Source organism: Pseudomonas sp. MPFS, assembly GCF_022537035.1.
GTDB classification, from domain to species: domain Bacteria; phylum Pseudomonadota; class Gammaproteobacteria; order Pseudomonadales; family Pseudomonadaceae; genus Aquipseudomonas; species Aquipseudomonas sessilinigenes.
Map to the genome: position 1 here is coordinate 167,771 of NZ_CP066123.1, position 17,710 is coordinate 185,480.

The 17,710-nt window shown below is 63.7% G+C and carries 12 protein-coding genes; 10 read left to right on the forward strand and 2 right to left on the reverse strand.

Annotation, left to right across the window (positions count from 1 at the left end; translation table 11 throughout):
• The first annotated feature begins 357 nt into the window (after positions 1-357).
• The 10 genes from I9018_RS00730 (at position 358) to I9018_RS00775 (ending at position 14,656) form a co-directional block, all read left to right on the forward strand.
• On the forward strand, positions 358-1,710 hold the full coding sequence (locus I9018_RS00730) for a TolC family outer membrane protein (RefSeq protein ID WP_068576279.1): 1,353 nt from the start codon (positions 358-360) through the stop codon (positions 1,708-1,710).
• A gap of 38 nt (positions 1,711-1,748) precedes the next feature.
• A complete protein-coding gene (locus I9018_RS00735) occupies positions 1,749-3,905 on the forward strand; it encodes a type I secretion system permease/ATPase (RefSeq protein ID WP_068576277.1) in 2,157 nt (718 codons plus the stop codon).
• Positions 3,895-5,262, forward strand: a complete 1,368-nt coding sequence (locus I9018_RS00740) for an HlyD family type I secretion periplasmic adaptor subunit (protein WP_068576275.1) — start codon at positions 3,895-3,897, stop codon at positions 5,260-5,262. The genes I9018_RS00735 and I9018_RS00740 overlap by 11 nt, the downstream gene beginning before the upstream one ends.
• Positions 5,263-5,413: 151 nt before the next feature.
• Positions 5,414-6,337: a LysR family transcriptional regulator gene (locus I9018_RS00745; protein WP_241108490.1), complete on the forward strand. Its 924-nt coding sequence runs from the start codon at positions 5,414-5,416 to the stop codon at positions 6,335-6,337.
• Between the two features lie 114 nt (positions 6,338-6,451).
• Entirely contained in the window at positions 6,452-7,996 is a 1,545-nt protein-coding gene (locus I9018_RS00750; RefSeq protein WP_241108491.1) for an MFS transporter, read from the forward strand.
• Between the two features lie 26 nt (positions 7,997-8,022).
• Positions 8,023-9,093, forward strand: a complete 1,071-nt coding sequence (locus tag I9018_RS00755; protein ID WP_068576269.1) for an HlyD family secretion protein — start codon at positions 8,023-8,025, stop codon at positions 9,091-9,093.
• Positions 9,090-10,571, forward strand: coding sequence for an efflux transporter outer membrane subunit (locus tag I9018_RS00760; RefSeq protein WP_124345430.1), 1,482 nt, complete (start codon positions 9,090-9,092; stop codon positions 10,569-10,571). The genes I9018_RS00755 and I9018_RS00760 overlap by 4 nt, the downstream gene beginning before the upstream one ends.
• A 71-nt stretch (positions 10,572-10,642) precedes the next feature.
• Positions 10,643-11,152: a sigma-70 family RNA polymerase sigma factor gene (locus tag I9018_RS00765; RefSeq protein WP_241108492.1), complete on the forward strand. Its 510-nt coding sequence runs from the start codon at positions 10,643-10,645 to the stop codon at positions 11,150-11,152.
• The gene (locus tag I9018_RS00770) at positions 11,149-12,096 is read left to right on the forward strand and encodes a FecR domain-containing protein (RefSeq protein WP_241108493.1); all 948 of its coding nucleotides are present in this window, start codon (positions 11,149-11,151) and stop codon (positions 12,094-12,096) included. The genes I9018_RS00765 and I9018_RS00770 overlap by 4 nt, the downstream gene beginning before the upstream one ends.
• A gap of 94 nt (positions 12,097-12,190) precedes the next feature.
• Positions 12,191-14,656: a TonB-dependent siderophore receptor gene (locus I9018_RS00775; RefSeq protein WP_241108494.1), complete on the forward strand. Its 2,466-nt coding sequence runs from the start codon at positions 12,191-12,193 to the stop codon at positions 14,654-14,656.
• A 47-nt stretch (positions 14,657-14,703) separates the two neighbouring features.
• Here the strand turns inward: I9018_RS00775 and I9018_RS00780 are convergent, their stop codons facing one another.
• Together I9018_RS00780 and I9018_RS00785 are read right to left on the reverse strand one after the other, a co-directional pair.
• Entirely contained in the window at positions 14,704-15,450 is a 747-nt protein-coding gene (locus tag I9018_RS00780; protein WP_241108495.1) for a DUF3142 domain-containing protein, read from the reverse strand.
• Complete coding sequence (locus I9018_RS00785; RefSeq protein WP_241108496.1) at positions 15,420-17,636, reverse strand: outer membrane assembly lipoprotein YfiO; 2,217 nt, start codon at positions 17,634-17,636, stop codon at positions 15,420-15,422. Before I9018_RS00785 ends, I9018_RS00780 begins: the two co-directional genes overlap by 31 nt.
• Positions 17,637-17,710 lie beyond the last annotated feature (74 nt).

The window sequence follows — 17,710 nt, forward strand, 5'->3', positions numbered from 1 at the left end:
TCTCCGGTGTACCGCTCAGTCGACTTCCATGTACCGGCTTGGGCGCTGGCCGCAACTCAGTCTGGACGTACATTGCTATGTAATGGGGGAACGGCTAATTGACAGAATTCTTTGTCAATAATTTGGCTATATTTCTTCGAGATTAACTTTATGCCAAACTATTGACCTTATGGGTGCCATCCTAAACAATCGCTGAATTAATGTCACATTGATATTCACGCGGTAACCTGACTTGAAGTATGTGAACCAGTTCTTAGTTTGAACTTTCCGACGGACGGTCGTTGTGGTTGTAGTCATTCGATGTGGTGCCACATTCTGACGTGATACTGGACATGCTGTCCGAGGGAACTTCTTACCATGCGTTTTCACCTGTTCAAGGCCTTGCCCTTCGCTCTTGCAGCCAGCTTCGTGCAGGCTCAAACACTTCCTGAAGCCATGCAGAAAGCACTGGATGTGCACCCGGAAATCCAAGCCGGTGTGAACAGCCGTCTGGCTGCTGACTATCAACTGAAGGCGGCGAAAGGTGGCTACTTGCCACGAGTCGACATGTTGGCCGGTTATGGTCGTGAAGGCACCGATAACCCCACGACTCGTGCGGGAAGCGGTAGCAATCACTGGGAGACCATGACTCGCGGAGAGTCAAGTTTACGTCTCCAACAGATGGTTTTTGACGGTTTTGCAACCTCCAGTGAGGTTGGGCGTCAACAAGCCACCGTTAACTCCCGGGCGTATTCCCTGTTGGGTACCTCCGAACGCACCGGCCTGACCGTGGCCCAGGTGTACCTGGATGTGCTGACCCGTCGTCAATTCGTGCAACTGGCCGAAGACAACCTGCGCAATCACGAGCGCATCTACGACCAGATCAAGTTGCGCACCCAGCGTGGCGTAGGCAGTGGTGCCGACCTCGATCAGGCTGAGGCGCGCCTGGCACAGGCCCGTAACAACCTGATCACCGAGCAGACCAACCTGGCCGACTCCCAGACCAACTACCTCAGCGCCGTCGGGCAACTGCCGGACCAGTTGGAGCGCCCAGCCAGCTTCATGGCGATGATGCCGGCCAACCTCGATGAAGCCCGGCGCCAGATGCTGGAGAACAGCCCGATCCTGCGCTCCGCCGAGTCCGATATCGTGGCTGCCGAGAAACAGTACGAAGCAGCCAAGTCGGCCTTCTACCCACGCTTCGATGCGGAGCTTGGGCGTACCGCCGATAACGACCTGGATGGCCAGAACGGTCATAACAACGAGTGGCAGGCCATGTTGCGCATGCGCTTCAACCTGTTCGCCGGCGGCAGCAACAAGGCCGACCTGGAGTCCAAGGCCTACCAATCGAACCAGGCCCTGGACATCCGCAACAACGCCCTGCGAGTGCTGAACGAAGAACTGGGCCTGGCCTGGAACGCCATGAACAACGCCAATTCCCAGGTACCGATCGCCCAGGAATATGTCGACCGCAGTACTGCCGTGCGCACTGCCTACCAGAAACAGTTCAGCCTGGGCGAGCGTACCCTGCTGGACCTGCTCGACAGTGAAAACGAATTGTTCACCGCTTCCCGTCGCTTGGCTGAGATCAAGAACATTCAGTTATTTACTCAGTATCGAATCAAGGCGACCATGGGCGAGTTGCTCAAGAGCCAGGGAGTGGTCGCTCCGATGGCCTCCGTCGTACAGAACGACGTGAAGCCCAAGGTCCAGCTGCCTGGGATGAATTGAGCTAATTTCATCCAATAGCCAGTCATAGAGTGTCGAGCGTGGAATCAGAAGTCAGTCGAGTGCAACTCAATAATGATCCACGCGGCATGCATGACGACCCTTTATTGGATGGTTTGCTGACCCTCTGCTTCCTTCACCAGAAGCCCGCCAGCGCGGCGATGCTGACCACCGGTCTGCCATTGCCATCCCAGCGCCTGAGTGCCGCGCTGCTGCCTCGCGCAGCGGCCCGGGCGGGGCTTCAGGGCCGTGTCCTGCGGCGCCAGCTCGAACAGATCCCGGCGATCGCCATGCCTGCCTTGCTGTTGCTCAAGGATGGACGTAGCGCCGTACTGTTGGGCTGGCAGGGGGATGACCAGGCACGACTGCTGCTCAGCGAGAGCGACGGCGGCGAAGTCTGTGTCAGCCGGCAACTGTTGGCCGACGACTACAGCGGGCAGGTGTTCTTCGCCCAGCCCCAGCACAAGTTCGACGTCAACCACGGCTCGCTGATTCCCCGGGCCCGCTCCTGGTTTCGCGATACCCTCAAGCGCTCGCGCTGGCTGTATGCCGATGCCATTGCCGCGAGCCTGTTGATCAACATCATCGCCATGGCCGCGCCGCTGTTCGTGATGAACGTCTACGACCGGGTCGTCCCCAACCAGGCCACCTCGACCCTGTGGGTGCTATCCATTGGCATCATCGGCGCCTACGTCTTCGACCTGATCCTCAAGGGCCTGCGCAGCCTGTGCCTGGACCTTGCCGGGAAAAAGACCGACCTGATCATCTCCGCCACGCTGTTCGAACGCATCGTCGGCATGGCCATGAAGTACCGCCCGCCTCGGGTCGGCAGCTTTGCCCAGAACATCCATGAGTTCCAGAGCCTGCGGGACTTCCTCGCTTCGCTGACCCTCACCAGCCTGATCGACCTGCCGTTCACCCTGCTGATCTTCCTGGTGATCGCCATCCTTGGCGGACACCTGGTGTGGATCCCGGTGCTGGCGTTCCCGCTCGCCCTGGGGATCGGCTACGCCCTGCAGAAACCGCTGGTGGCGACCATGGAGAAGACCATGGCCCTGGGCGCCGAGCGCCAGTCGAGCCTGATCGAGACCCTGGCCGGGCTGGATGCGGTCAAGGTCAACAACGCCGAGAGCGAGCGCCAGTACCAGTGGGAACAGACCATCGGGACCCTCAGCCGCCTCGAGCTGCGAGTGAAGATGCTGTCCAGCCTGGCGATGAACATCACCCTGCTGATCCAGCAGTTGGCCGGGGTGATCATGATCATCTTCGGCGTGTACCAGATCATCGACGGCAACCTCAGCATGGGTGGCCTGATCGCCTGCTACATGCTCAGCGGCCGGGCTCTGAGCCCGCTGGCCTCGTTGTCCGGCCTGCTGACCCGCTACCAGCAGGCTCGGGTCACCATGACTTCGGTGGACCAGATGATGGAGCTGCCCCAGGAGCGCAATTTCGACGAGCGCCCGTTGAGCCGCAGCGTGCTGCAGGGCGCCATCGAGTGCCGGCAGTTGAGCTTCACCTACCCGGGCCAGCAGAACCCCGCGCTGAAGAACATCAACCTGGTGATCAAGCCGGGCGAAAAGGTCGGCATCATCGGGCGTAGCGGTTCGGGCAAGAGTTCCCTGGCCAAGTTGCTGGTGGGGCTCTACCAGCCGGACTCGGGGGCCCTGCTGGTAGACGGCGTGGATATCCGCCAGATCGACGTCAGCGAGCTGCGCCACAACATCGGCTATGTGCCCCAGGACATCCAACTGCTGGCCGGTACCCTGCGTGACAACCTCACTTCCGGTGCCCGCTACGTCGAGGACGAGCTGGTGCTGCAAGCCGCCGAACTGGCGGGGGTCCATGAATTCGCCCGGCTGCACCCGCAAGGCTACGAACTGCAAGTCGGCGAGCGCGGGCAGAACCTGTCCGGCGGCCAGCGCCAGAACGTCGCCCTGGCCCGCGCCTTGTTGCTCAATCCGCAGATCCTGCTGCTCGACGAACCCACCAGCGCCATGGACAACACTGGCGAGGAGCGCCTGAAGAAGCGCCTGGAAGCCGTCGTGCAGAGCAAGACCGTGGTCCTGGTCACCCACCGGGCGTCGCTGTTGTCGCTGGTCGACCGGCTGCTGGTGGTGGATCGTGGGCAGATCCTGGCCGATGGCCCGAAAGCTGTGGTCATGGAAGCGTTGAAGAAGGGGCAGATCAGTGTTGCTTAAGTCGGGATTCAAGGACTCGATCCGCCGTTATTTCAAAGGTACCGATTCCCTCCAGGGGCAACCGCTGCCGGAGGTCAACAAGGCCCTGATCGAAGATGCGCCGCGGGTTATCCGCCTGACCATCTGGGGCATCATCGCGTTCTTCCTGTTCATGGTGCTATGGGCCAACTTCGCCGTGATCGATGAAGTGACCAAGGGCGAGGGCAAGGCCATTCCATCGTCCAAGGTGCAGAAGATCCAGAACCTGGAAGGCGGGATCGTTGCCGAGCTGTACGTCAAGGAAGGCCAGGTGGTGGAGGCCGGTGCGCCGCTGATCCGCCTGGACGACACGCGCTTCCAGTCCAATGTCGGCGAGACCGAGACCGTGCGCCTGTCCATGCTGCTGCGAGTCGAGCGCTTGAGTGCCGAAGTCGAAGAGCGGCCGTTGAGCTTTTCCGAGGATGCGCTGCGCGATGCGCCCGGCCAGGCCGCCAGCGAGCGATCGCTGTATGAAAGCCGCCGCCAGCAGTTGCACGACGAGATCGGAGGCCTGCAGGAGCAACTGATCCAGAAGCAGCAGGAACTGCGCGAGTTCAATTCCAAGCAGGCACAGTACCGCCAGCAACTGGGCTTGCAACGCCAGGAAATCAACATGTCCGAGCCGCTGGTGGCCCAAGGGGCGGTATCGCCGGTGGAAGTGCTGCGGCTCAAGCGTGCCGAGGTCGAGACCCGCGGCCAGCTGGATGCCACGACGCTGGCGATTCCCCGCGCCGAGTCGGCCATCAAGGAAGTGCAGCGCAAGATCGATGAAACCCGCGGCAAATTCCGCAGCGAGGCCCTGACCCAGCTCAATGAGGCCCGTACCGAGCTGAACAAGGCCAGTGCCACTGGCAAGGCCCTGGAAGACCGCGTCAGCCGGACCCTGGTCACCACGCCGGTGCGCGGCATCGTCAAGCAATTGATGGTCAACACCATCGGCGGTGTGATCCAGCCGGGCAGCGACATGGTGGAAATCGTCCCGCTGGACGACACCCTGTTGGTTGAAGCCAAGATTCGTCCCCAGGACATCGCCTTCCTGCACCCGGGGCAGGAGGCGATCGTCAAGTTCAGTGCCTATGACTACACCATCTACGGCGGCCTCAAGGCCCGCCTGGAACAGATCGGTGCGGACACCATCACCGACGAAGACAAGAAGACCACCTACTACATGATCAAGCTGCGCACCGAGCGTAGCCACCTGGGCACCGACGACAAGCCGCTGCTGATCATCCCCGGGATGGTGGCCTCCGTGGACATCATCACCGGCAAGAAGAGCATCCTCAGCTACCTGCTCAAACCCATCATCCGCGCCCGCGCCGAAGCCCTGCACGAGCGCTGATCGTCGCGTTCACCTTCGCACTCACTGCACCCCGGCCACACGCTGCTTGCGCGTGTGGCCGGGCGTGCTTGTTGATTTCCCTCACGATTGCCCCGGGCAACCCTGCTAGCATTGCATCCTGATCACTATCGATCGGTGATGAGTGCTTGCTATGCAACTCCCGGACATGAACCTGTTGTTAGCCCTCGATGTCCTGCTGGATGAGGGCAGCGTAGTGGGCGCCGCGCGCCGCATGAATCTCAGCCCGGCGGCCATGAGCCGCACCCTGACGCGAATTCGCGACGCCCTCGGCGATCCGGTGCTGGTGCGCGCGGGGCGTGGTCTGGTGCCCACCCCCAAGGCCCTGGAGTTGCAGGGCCAGGTGCGTGACCTGGTGGAGCAGGCGGCCATGGTGTTCCGTTCCGCGGACCGGATCGACCTGTCGTCGTTGCAGCGGCGTTTCAACGTGCGCGCCAACGACTTCTTCGTCGGCGTCTACGGTGGCCGCCTGATCGACATCCTGGAGCGCCAGGCGCCGTTATGCGAGCTGCGCTTCGTCCCCGAGGGCGATGGTGACGATGAAGCCCTGCGCGAAGGGCGGATCGACCTGCGCATCAGTAACACCCGGCCCCTGAGCCCGGAGGTGAAGGTGCAGAACCTGTTCACCACCAACTTTGTGGGCCTGGTACGCGAAGATCATCCGCTGCTGGCTGAAGAGATCACCGCCGAACGCTTTGCCGCCTATCCCCACATCAGCATGTCCCGCCGTGGTATCGCCCGCGGTCCGATCGACACGGCGCTGGCCGAACAGGGCCTCAAGCGCCGTGTGCCGATGATCGCCCCGGGCTTTCATGCTGCGATGTTCATGCTGCCGGACTCGGACCTGATCCTGCCGGTGCCCAAGGAGTCCCAGTTCAGCGTCCGGCGCCTGGGACTGCGCCTGCGCTCCTTCGTGCTGCCCATCTCCCTGCCGACCTTGATCCTGACCCAGGCCTGGCACCCGCGCTATGACCAGGACCAGGCACACAAATGGTTTCGTGAGGTGGTGCGTACTTGCTGCCTGGAAACCTGGACGGAAGCCCAGCCACCGACGTAACTGGAGATCGATAATTGCGTCTGGTGCATTTATTAAGTTCCAATAAGTCAGTTTTCGTCAGCATCACCTGTTCTTAAACTGCTCTGGTGTTTCTTTAACTGGAGCGGTACGTCCATGAGTTCCCTCGCTGTCGCTGCGCCTGCTTCGGTCGAAGCCGCCAGCAAGCCGGCAGCCATGCCTGCGCAAACCTTCGGGCTGCGGATCGTCATCGGCCTGGTGGGTGTGTTGCTGGCGGTGCTGGTCTCCGGTCTCAATGAGATGGTGACCAAGATCGCCCTGGCGGATATCCGTGGTGCGCTGTTCATCGGCTACGACGAGGGCACCTGGCTGGTGGCCTGCTACACCGCTACCTCGGTGGCGGCCATGGCATTCGCCCCCTGGTGTTCGGTGACCTTCTCCCTGCGACGCTTCACCCTGTGCGCCATCGCGATGTTCACCCTGCTGGGGATTCTGTGTCCCTTCGCCCCGAACTACGAAAGCCTGTTGTTGCTGCGCACCCTGCAAGGCCTGGCCGGTGGTGCCCTGCCACCGATGCTGATGACCGTGGCCCTGCGTTTCCTGCCGGCGAATATCAAGCTCTATGGCTTGGCCGGCTACGCCCTGACCGCCACTTTCGGCCCGAGCCTGGGCACGCCCCTGGCGGCGTTCTGGACCGAGTACGTAGGCTGGCGCTGGGCATTCTGGCAGATCGTGGCACCCTGCTTGCTGGCCATGGCTGCCGTCGCCTATGGCCTGCCCCAGGACCCGCTGCGCCTGGAGCGTTTCAAGCAGTTCAACTGGCGTGGCCTGATGCTGGGTTTCCCGGCGATCTGCATGCTGGTGATCGGCATCCTGCAGGGCAACCGCCTGGACTGGTTCGAGTCGCCTCTGATCACCGTGCTGCTGGGTGGCGGCCTGATCCTGCTGGTGCTGTTCATGATCAACGAGTGGTCGCAGCCGATTCCCTTCTTCAAGCTGCAGATGCTCGGTATCCGCAACCTGTCGTTCTCCCTGGTGACCCTGGCTGGGGTGTTGGTGGTGCTTACCGCCGTGATCATCATTCCGTCCTCTTACCTGGCCCAGGTCCAGGGCTACCGGCCGTTGCAGACGGCGCCGGTGATGCTGGTGATGGCCCTGCCACAGCTGATCGCCCTGCCGCTGGTGGCGGCCCTGTGCAACCTGCGCTGGGTCGACTGCCGCTGGGTGCTGGGGATCGGCCTGGGCATGCTGACCTTGTCCTGCCTGGGGGGGACGCACCTGACTTCGGTGTGGATCCGTGATGATTTCTACGTACTGCAATTGCTGCAGATCTTCGGCCAGCCGATGGCGGTGCTGCCGTTGCTGATGCTCTCCACCGGCAGTATCGCGCCGGTAGAAGGGCCATTCGCGTCGTCCTGGTTCAACACCGTGAAAGGCCTGGCGGCAGTGATTGCTACCGGAGTGCTGGATGTACTGACCACCCACCGCCTGCACCTGCACTCCACCCTGCTGGTGGACAGCCTGGGCAACTCGCCCCTGGTGGACGACCGGGTGCCCGGCCTGGCCGCGCGCCTGCACCAGCAGGCGGTGGTCCTAACCTCCGCCGACCTCTATTTCTGCATGGCAGGGGTGGCCGCTGCGCTGATCCTGCTGATTTTCTGGTTGCCGACGCGGATCTATCCACCGCGGGCGCCTGTTTGAACGCTGATCGATACGGAAGAATTCCCATGACTATTGCAAGCAAAGACAAGATCGCCGTCGCGGTGGCGGCGGTAGCGGCCCTCGGCGTGCTGGCCTACCTGGTGGCGCCGGGGCTGTTCGGCCGCTCCAGCGAACAGAGCACCAACGATGCCTTCATCGCCGCCGACTACACCCTGGTGGCGCCCCGCGTGGCGGGGTTCATCAAGGAGGTGTTGGTGGAAGACAACCAGCAGGTCAAGGCCGGGCAACTGCTGGCGCTGATCGATGATCGCGACCTGCGGGCCGCGGCGCAGGCGGCGGACGCCGAGACCCTGGTGGCCAAGGCGCAGCTGCAGAACGCCCGGGCGACCCTGGACCGCCAGAGTTCGGTGATCGCCCAGGCCCAGGCCGCGGTGGTGGCCGCCCGGGCCGAGATGGATTTCGCCCAGCATGAACTCAACCGCTACAACCACCTGGCCGGGGTCGGCGCCGGCACCGTGCAGAACGCCCAGCAAGCACGTACCCGCATCGACCAGGCCAGTGCCCGGCTGGCGACGACCACCGCGGCCCTGGCGGCGGAACGCAAGCAGGTGGAGATCCTCACCGCCCAGCGCGATGCCGCCGAAGGTGGCCTGAAGCGGGCCCAGGCCGCGCTGGAAATGGCCAGCTACGAGCTGTCCTACACCCGTATCGTCGCGCCAGTCGATGGTATGGTCGGCGAGCGCGCGGTGCGGGTCGGTGCCTACGTCACCCCCGGCAGCAAGATCCTCGCCGTGGTGCCGCTGCAGCAGGCCTATGTGGTGGCCAACTTCCAGGAAACCCAGCTCACCGCCATGCACGCCGGGCAGGTGGTCGAGGTGCGTGTCGACAGCCTCGGCGGCGAGACCCTGCATGGCCGTGTCGAAAGCCTGGCCCCGGCCACCGGCGTGACCTTCGCCGCGGTGAAGCCGGACAACGCCACCGGCAACTTCACCAAGGTGGTGCAGCGCATCCCGGTGAAGATCCTCCTGGAGCCCAACCAGCCCATGGCCGAGCGCCTGCGGGTGGGGATGTCGGTGGAAGCTAGCGTCGATACCCGCAGCTCCGCCACCAGTGCCCGCGAGGTGACCCAGCGATGAGTCGCCCACAAGAGCAGTCATTGGCCTGGCGTGCAGGCCTGCCCCTGCTGGCGGTGAGTTTCTTGTCGCTGGCCGCGTGCAATGTCGGCCCGGACTTCCAGCGCCCCCAGGCCACCCAGCTCCAGGCCTGGCCCGTCCCGGCCCAGGCGGCTGCCAGCCAGGCGGCGGAAGGGGCCCTGCAAGAGCGCTGGTGGGAAGCGTTCAATGATCCACAATTGTCGGCCCTGAGCCGCCGGGTACTGACCGATAACCTCGACCTGCAGTTGGCTACCAGCCGCCTGCAACAGAGCCGGGCGGCGCGCCAGGTGATCACCGCCCAGCGCTACCCCGGTACTTCGGCCAACGGTGGCTACGGGCGCAAGCGCAACAGTAGCCAGGGCCTCAACGACCCTTCCGGGCATCAGGGCAAGGCCGACTTCAACCTCTGGGAGGCCGGGTTCTCGGCCTCCTGGGAGCTGGATTTCTGGGGCCGGGTGCGGCGCGAGACCGAAGCCGCCGACGCCAACCTGGAAGTGGCCGAGAACGACCGGCGCGCAGTGCTGCTGTCGGTACTGGCCGAAACCGCCCAGGACTATATCCAGTTGCGGGGCGTGCAGAGCACCCGGGCCGTTACCGAACAGAACCTGGAGGTCGCGCGCCACAGCCTGAAGCTTTCGCAATTGCGCCTGGCCGATGGCGTGGCCACCGACCTGGATGTGGCCGAAGCTGCGGCCCAGGTCGCCACCATCGAAGCCCGCCTGCCGGAGTTGCAACAGCGCCAGGCGCAGTTGATCAATGCCCTGAGCCTGCTCCTGGGCGAGCCACCCCAGGCCTTGCAGAAGGAGCTGGCCAGCGATGCCCCCGTACCGCAAGCGCCGGTCCGACTGGCCATCGGCCTGCCGTCGCAGTTGGCCGAGCGCCGCCCGGACATCCGCCAGGCCGAGGCGCGCCTGCATGCGGCAACGGCCAGCATCGGTGTGGCCAAGGGGGATTTCTATCCGCGCATCACCTTGTCCGGCAACTTCGGCTCCCAGGCTTTGCAACTGGCGGACTTTGGTTCCTGGAACTCCCGGCAGTACGCCATCGGCCCGCAGTTCAGCCTGCCGCTGTTCGACGGTGGTCGCTTGCGCGGCATGCTCGAGCTGCGTGAAGCCCAGCAACAGGAGGCGGGTGTGGCCTATCAGCAGACCGTACTGCGGGCCTGGCATGAGATCGACGACCAACTGACCCGCTACAACGCCAGCCAGCTGCGGCGCGACAGCCTCGCCGAGGCAGTGCGGCAGAACCAGATCGCCCTGCGTACCGCGCAGCAGCAGTACGTCGAGGGGGTGGTGGACTTCGTCAACGTCCTGACCGTGCAGGGCGCCTTGCTGGCCACCCAGGAGCAATGGGTGGAAAGCTCGGCCGGAGTGTCCCTGGCCATGGTCGGCCTGTACAAGGCCCTGGGCGGTGGCTGGGAGTCGGTGTATCCACTCCAGGCGTCTGCCCCGGCCCGGTGAAAACGCGCTTTGCCTGGATGTTGCAAAAAGTGTAATGATAATTGCTCTCAATCATGTGCGCGGTTCCATTCATGGAAGCAACGACTGACGGCAAAGCGCAGGTACATCGCCTGTATCAGGATCATCACGGCTGGTTGCAGGGTTGGTTGCGCAAGCGCCTGGGCGATCGCGAGCATGCAGCCGACGTGGCGCAGGATACTTTCCTGCGCCTTTTGCTTTCCGGGCGTCTTCCAGGTCACCAGGAGGGTCGCAGCTACCTGGCGCAGATCGCGCGCAACCTGGTGATCGATCAATGGCGCCGCATGCACATCGAGCGTGCCTACCTGGAAAGCATCGCCCACCTGCCGGAACCGCAGACACCTTCGCTGGAAAGCCGCGCGCTGATTCTTGAAACCCTGATGCAGATCGACGCCATGCTCGATCGGATGCCTGACAAGGTCCGCCAGGCCTTTGTCATGTCGCAGTTCGAAGGGCTGGGGTACGCCCAGATCGCCGAGCGCCTGGAGGTGTCCGTCAGCTCGGTGCAGAAGTACATGATCCGGGCGATCCAGGCCTGTTATCAGGTGCTCTACGAAGAATGAAGGACCAGGCACCGATCGATCCCGCGGTGGTCGAGCAGGCCAGTGAGTGGCTGATGCTGCATTGGAACGGCGAGCTCGATGCAGCGCAGCGCGAGGCCTTTGCCGCCTGGCAGCAAGCCGATTCTGAGCATCGCCGGGCCTGGCAGCGCCTGCAGCAATTGCAACGGACCCTGGGCAGCGTGCCGGAGCATAGTTCCCATGTGCTGCTGGCCCAGCCCGTGGACCACCAGCGCCGCGCGGCGCTCAAGGTGCTTGGCCTGCTACTGGTGGCCGGTGGCAGCGGTTACCTGGTGCAAGGCAGCCAGCCCTGGCGCGCGGCCTTCGCCGGGCAACGTACCGCCACTGGCGAGATCCGCCACCTGACCCTGGACGATGGCAGTCTCCTGGAGCTCAACAGCGCCAGTGCCGTCGATGTCCTGTTCAGTGCCAGCGAAAGACGTATCCGCCTGGTCCAGGGAGAAATCCTGTTGACCAGCGGCCACGACCCGAGGCCGCTGATCGTCGAAACCCCCGCGGGCGACATCCAGGCCCTGGGCACGCGCTTTGCCGTCCGCGAGCTGGACGGTGGCACCCGCATCGACCTGTACGAGGGGGCGTTGCGTGTCAGCCCCAGGCACGCCCCGGCGTTGCAACTCAATGCCGGTGAACGCCTGTGGTTCCGCGCCGACCAGGTCTCGGCCAGGCAGCCGGCGCAACTCAATGCCAGCAGCTGGAGCCAGGGCCGCCTGGTGGCCGAGCGCCAACCGCTGGGGCAGTTCGTGGCCGAGCTGGCGCGGTATCGCCCGGGGATACTGCGCTGCGACGAGCAAGTGGCCGGCTTGCTGCTCACAGGCGTCTTTCCCCTGGCGGACAGCGACGAAGTACTCGCAGCCCTGGAGCGATCGTTGCCAGTGCAGGTGCACAGGGTGACCCGCTACTGGGTGACCCTCAAGCCGCGCGCCTGAAGAAAAAAGTTGTGCTGGTGGTTGTCGATATTCTCGAGCTGTCCGGGATACCCCATGAATCCGATCAAGACGCATTCTCATGGGGAGTTCAGGAATGCCTTACCAGACCGTCGCATCCATCTTGACCCCGGGCCCTGCTGCCCGACGCCGAGCCCTCATCGCCCTGCTGGCTATCGCTCCGGCGATGCCGGGCCTGGCCCTGGCCGATAGCGCCAGCCACAGCCAGGCGCGTGATTATCAGATCGCTGCAGGCAGTCTCGACCAAGTACTGAACAGTTTTGCCAGCGCCTCGGGAATCCTCCTGTCGGTGGATGCGAGCCTGACCGCCGGCAAGCACAGCGCGGGCCTGCAGGGCCGCTACGAGGTCGCCCAGGGCTTGCAAGCGTTGCTGGCCGGGAGTGGCTTGCAGGCGGTGCAAAGCGGTTCCAGCTGGAGCCTGCAACCTTTGCCCCAGGATGGGGGGCTGCAACTGTCTCCCACGCGGGTAGGCGCTACCCAATTCGATGAGGATGCCTGGGGCGCGGTGCCGGGGCTGGTGGCCAAGCGCAGCGCCACGGGCAGCAAGACCGATTCGGCACTGGTGGAGATCCCGCAGACTATCAACGTGGTCGGCGCCAAGGAAATCAAGGCCCGCGGCGCCCACAGCGTGACCGAGGCGCTGCTGTACACGCCAGGCATGACCGGTGGCGGTTTCGCCGACCGGGTGAAAATCTTCGACGAACCCACCTCCCGGGGCTTCGCTCCTATCCCCATGTACCTGGACGGCTTGCACCTGCCCTATGGCGGCGGCAGCACCGGCGGCGCCCTGCAGATCGAGCCGTATTCCCTGGAGCGCATCGAGGTACTCAAGGGACCGGCTTCGGTGCTGTACGGGCAGAACCAGCCAGGCGGTATCGTCAACATGGTCAGCAAGCGACCCACTGCCACGCCTCTGCATCAGTTGGTCCTGGAGGCCGGCAGCTACGACCACAAGAGCATCGCCCTGGACCTGGGCGGCCCGCTGGATGAGCAGGGGCAGTTCCTCTATCGCCTGACCGGTCTGGCCAACGACAGCCAGGCGGAAATCGACTACGTCCAGCAGCAGCGCCAGTTCATCGCTCCCAGCCTGACCTGGCGGCCTGACGACGATACCCAACTGACGCTGTTCGCCCAGTTCCAGAAGGACAACGACGTACCCGAGGCCCAGGGCCTGCCGAGCGTCGGCACGGTGTTTCGCAACCCCAATGGCAAGATCGATCGCGACCTGTTCCTTGGCGAGCCTGGGGTCAATGCCTATGACCGCCAGCAGTATGTATTGGGCTATGAGTTTTCCCATCGCTTGAATGACGTCTGGACCCTCAAGCAGAACGCTCGCTATGCCGATGTGGATGACCATTATCGTGCCCCGCTGCATGGCTACAGGTTCGTCACCAACCCCAGGACCGGGCTCGACGACCAGCGCTACAGCACCCGCTACGGAGTGGACTGGAAGCAGCACAACAAGGTCTACGGCGTGGACAGCATCGCCCAGGCCGAATTCGATACCGGGCCTTTGCGCCATACCCTGGTGATGGGCCTGGACTACTACCATTCCAACTCGAAGTTCGATGGCAAGTACGACTTCAACCCGCCGATCATCGACCTCTTCACGCCCACCTATGGGCAGTCGCTGAATTTCGCGCGTCCTTACCAGTGGGACAACACCATCATCCAGACCGGCCTGTACCTGCAGGACCAGATTAAGTACGAGAAATGGGTGCTGGTGCTGGGCGGTCGCAAGGATTGGGCTGAGACCGACAACAAGGCGCCGCTCGGTGGTAGCCATACCAATGCCAGGGACCAGGCCTTCACTGGCCGTGCCGGATTGGTGTACCTGTTCGACAATGGCCTGGCGCCCTTTGTCAGCTACTCGGAATCCTTCCTGCCATTGAGCGGCACCGATGTGCATAACAGCGTGTTCGAACCGTCCACCGGCAAGCAGTACGAGGTGGGTATCAAGTACCAGCCGCCGGGCCAGGACAGCTTCGTGCAAGTGTCGGTCTATCAGCTGGACCAGGAGAACATGCTCAGCGTCGACCTGGCCAACCCCGGGTTCAATGTCCAGACCGGCTCGATTCGCTCCCGGGGCATCGAGTTCGAAGCCAAGGCCAGCCTCAGCGAGTCGCTGGATATCACCGCCTCGGCGTCACGCAACGACATCAAGTACACCAAGGACAATGATGGGCGCGAAGGGCGGCACCCGGCGGGCATGCCTCCTTTGACCGCCTCGCTGTGGCTCAACTACACCCTCCTCGGTGACACGCCCCTGGCGGGCCTCGGGGCGGGCGTGGGGACGCGTTATGTCAAAAGCAGCTATGGCACCGATTATGAAGGGGCGTTCCAGATTCCTTCCTACACCGTGTTCGATGCCAGCCTGTCCTATGACCTGGAGAAATCACCCCTGCAGTGGAAGGGCGTGAAGCTGGCGCTGAACGTGAAGAACGTCACCGACAAGACCTACGTGGCCAATTGCACCAGCGACTGGGACTGCTATTACGGTGAGGGGCGCACCATGGTCTCGAGCCTGACCTACGACTGGTAAAAGGCCATGGGGCCAGGCATTGGCCTCTCGACGAGGGGCCTGCTGGCTCATGGATTCTGCAGGAACACCACGTATCCCCTGAACCAGGGGCTGTCGCGCAGCGCCTGGGGCTCTTGCCAGTCGCCGCCCTGGATCAGGCCGACCTTGTAGGGCAGGCCCATGCGATCCAGGCGCGGCAGATAGGAGGCATAGTTGGGAATGCTGTAGCGGCCCTGGTAAGTCTGCACCACCACCTCGTCCACCACGCCCTTGAGCTGGCTGATGGCTTGCGGGTCGCCGTTGCTGCTCCAGTCCATCAGGCCGGTGATGCTCAAGCGGTATCGCGAGGGCAGGCGCTGGCGCAGGTCGCTCAGGAAGTGCCCGTAGCGCTCCAGTTCGCCGGTGCTGCTGTCGAAGTCGATCTGCACGCCCACCACCTGGGTGCCGCTGTCTTGCCAGCGTTGCACCTGGCCGAGCAACTGGCTGTAGATCGTTTCCGGCCAGGCCAGGGTATGGGCGCGATAGACCACCCAGACCTGGTCCTGGCTCAGGCGCGACACCGGCAGGCCCTGGGCGATCAGCTCGACGCCACGTCCAGGGTGGCGCCGCGAGCGACTGACCTGGCCCTGGAGGATGTACAGGACCTTGGCCTGGGCCAATACCGGTTGAGTCCTGACCCCGCTCCATAGCCAGAAGGCATCGTGGTCGGTCGCGTCTACGGCGGCGGCTGCCGGGAATGCCCAGCACAGCCAGAGCGGCAGCAGGCAGTAGCCCAGGTAGTTCCTCACCAGTAGTAACGCAGCGACTGGGCCCATTGAGTGTCCCCCAGCTTGGTCTTCAGCTGGCGGAACCAGGCCTTGCGCACATCCGGCTCGACACCCTTGCCGCCACAACGATTGTTGCCCGAGGAGGCGTAGCAGTAGATCCCCCGGTACAGGGCGAAGGCCCGTTCATCGCGGCTGGCCTTGGGGTTGTCGATCACTTGCTGGTAGCTGTCGAGTCGCGAGTAGGTACTGCCCGGGAACTGGTCCGGGGTGCCGCCCAGCCGATCGGCCTCGGGCTTGGTATCCAGGGGCATCTGGTCGAAGTTGTTCAGCCGTATGAATTCCGCCAGGCACAACAGGCCCGACGGGGACTTGGGGTTCTTCTGCAAGGTCGCTGCGGTTTCGGCAATGCCCGGGCATGTGTAGTTGGCGCTCTCGCCCGCCTCGCCCTGGCCATTCCAGTTGAACACCTGCAGCGAAGGGCCGTCGGCGTAGATGTAGCCCAGGTAGTTGCCGATGTTGTCGTTGGACAGGACGCCCTTGCCCTGGCTCGTATCCAGGCCCTGGTTGACGCTGTGCAAGTCTTCGGTGAAGGCGGCGTACCGGCCACGGGTCAGGCTCTTGTACAGCAGGACGAAGTACGCGGTGTTGCGTTCCTCGAGCGAATCGGCCTGGCGAGCTTGCTGGCGCAGTAGTTCGGGCGAGGCCACATGGCGCAGGAGGATGGCGCGCACCTGGGCGGACTCGATCGGCGAGTCGGCGGCGAACACCTTGGCCAGTTGGCCGCTGCGTTCGTAGGTGTAGGCCAGGGCCAGTTCCAGTTGTTCGCGTTGCAACGGTTGCTTGGCCAGGGGTAGCAGTTGCAGCCACAGCTGCGTTGCGCCCTTCCAGTCTTGCTGGGCCTGCATGGCCAGGCCGCGCAGGGTCTGTTGGCTGAAGGCCAGGTAGTCCAGTTGGGCTGGAATCTGCGTCGGCAATTGCTTGAGCGCTGTTGCTGGCTGCTGCTCGACAAACAAGATGAAGGCCGCTTGCAGATAGTCGTACAAGGCCGGTTGCTCGCTGAACAGGGCCTTGTGTTGCGTTAAGGCTTCGCGGGTCAGCCTGGACGATGGATCTTTGCGCATGTCCATCAGGTCCCGGACCGCCAGCAGCAGTGGGACCCGGATATCGGCGTCGGGATTGTCCAGCAGCTTGTAGTCGATCTCCGCTACCAGGTCGTCCTGGCGCTTGTCGTCGGAGTTGTCCGATCTCCGGGTCAGTTGCTGGCCGTAGTCATCGGCCAGGGTCCGGGTATCGCCTTGCAGCCAGTGCACACGGCGGATCAGCCCCTTGGCGGACACGGCATAGAGCCCTTGTGGATAAGTTTTCAGGTAGGCATCGAAGCCTGCCCCGGCTTGTTGCAGCGCCGACTTATCCACAAGCTTGAGGTTGACCGTGCCCCATTCGTCCAGGGCGCTCTGTTGGGCCTGGTTGAGAGCGGTGCGCGCCAGCATGTAGGTGGCCGTCTCGGCCAGCCAGGGCAGGGCGTTGTCCTTGAGGCTGGTGAAGCCCCTGGTCGCGTCATCGAAGTGACCGTCATAGAACTGGACGCTGGCCTGCAGATAGCTGGCCAGGTCGCGAGCCGGGGCAGAAGCCAGGTTTGCCGGCAGAAGGTCGGCCAGCGGGTTGGCTTCCCAGGAACAGGCTCCCAGCAGTTTGATCCGGGCCTGGGCCAGGGCCTGGCGGTCAGCGGGACTCAGTTGCGGGTTGTCCAGTTGAGCGACGAAGGCCAGGGCGCTGGCGTCCGAGTTGCTGCGGCAGCGGCTGCCTTCGCCCTCGATGAAGTTGTCCCCGGCGGCCTTCTGGTTGTCGCGGGAAATGCCCAGGGCCTGCAGCCGGCTGTTGAGCTCGGCGGCAGCGGGAGACAAGGCGGCGTTGGTGCTATCGCCGTCGTGCTCGTCCGCCGGGTCCAGTGGCCGCAAGCGGTAGGTCGGGAAGGGCACGGGGCCGAAACCCAGGCTCAGGTCATCTTTGTTCAGCGCCCGGGGCACTAGCGCCAGGCTGCCCTGGTCGGCCATCAACAGGCGCAGGTTGACCCGGCTGTCGTTGCCTGGGCTGAGGAAGGGCAGGTTGCTGCAACCGTCGAGTCGACTGGAGTAGAGCTTCCAGGCCGGGGCACAGAAGTCGTCGGAGCTGGCCTGGGCCTGGCTGGTGCAGAGAGTGGCCAGGATCAGCGATGAGAGGAGTGCGATGCGCATGAATTGTCCCTAATTCAGGAGGCCATCAGGACAAGCCTTCAGCTGTTGATGAGTGAGGTGGACGACCCGATGCG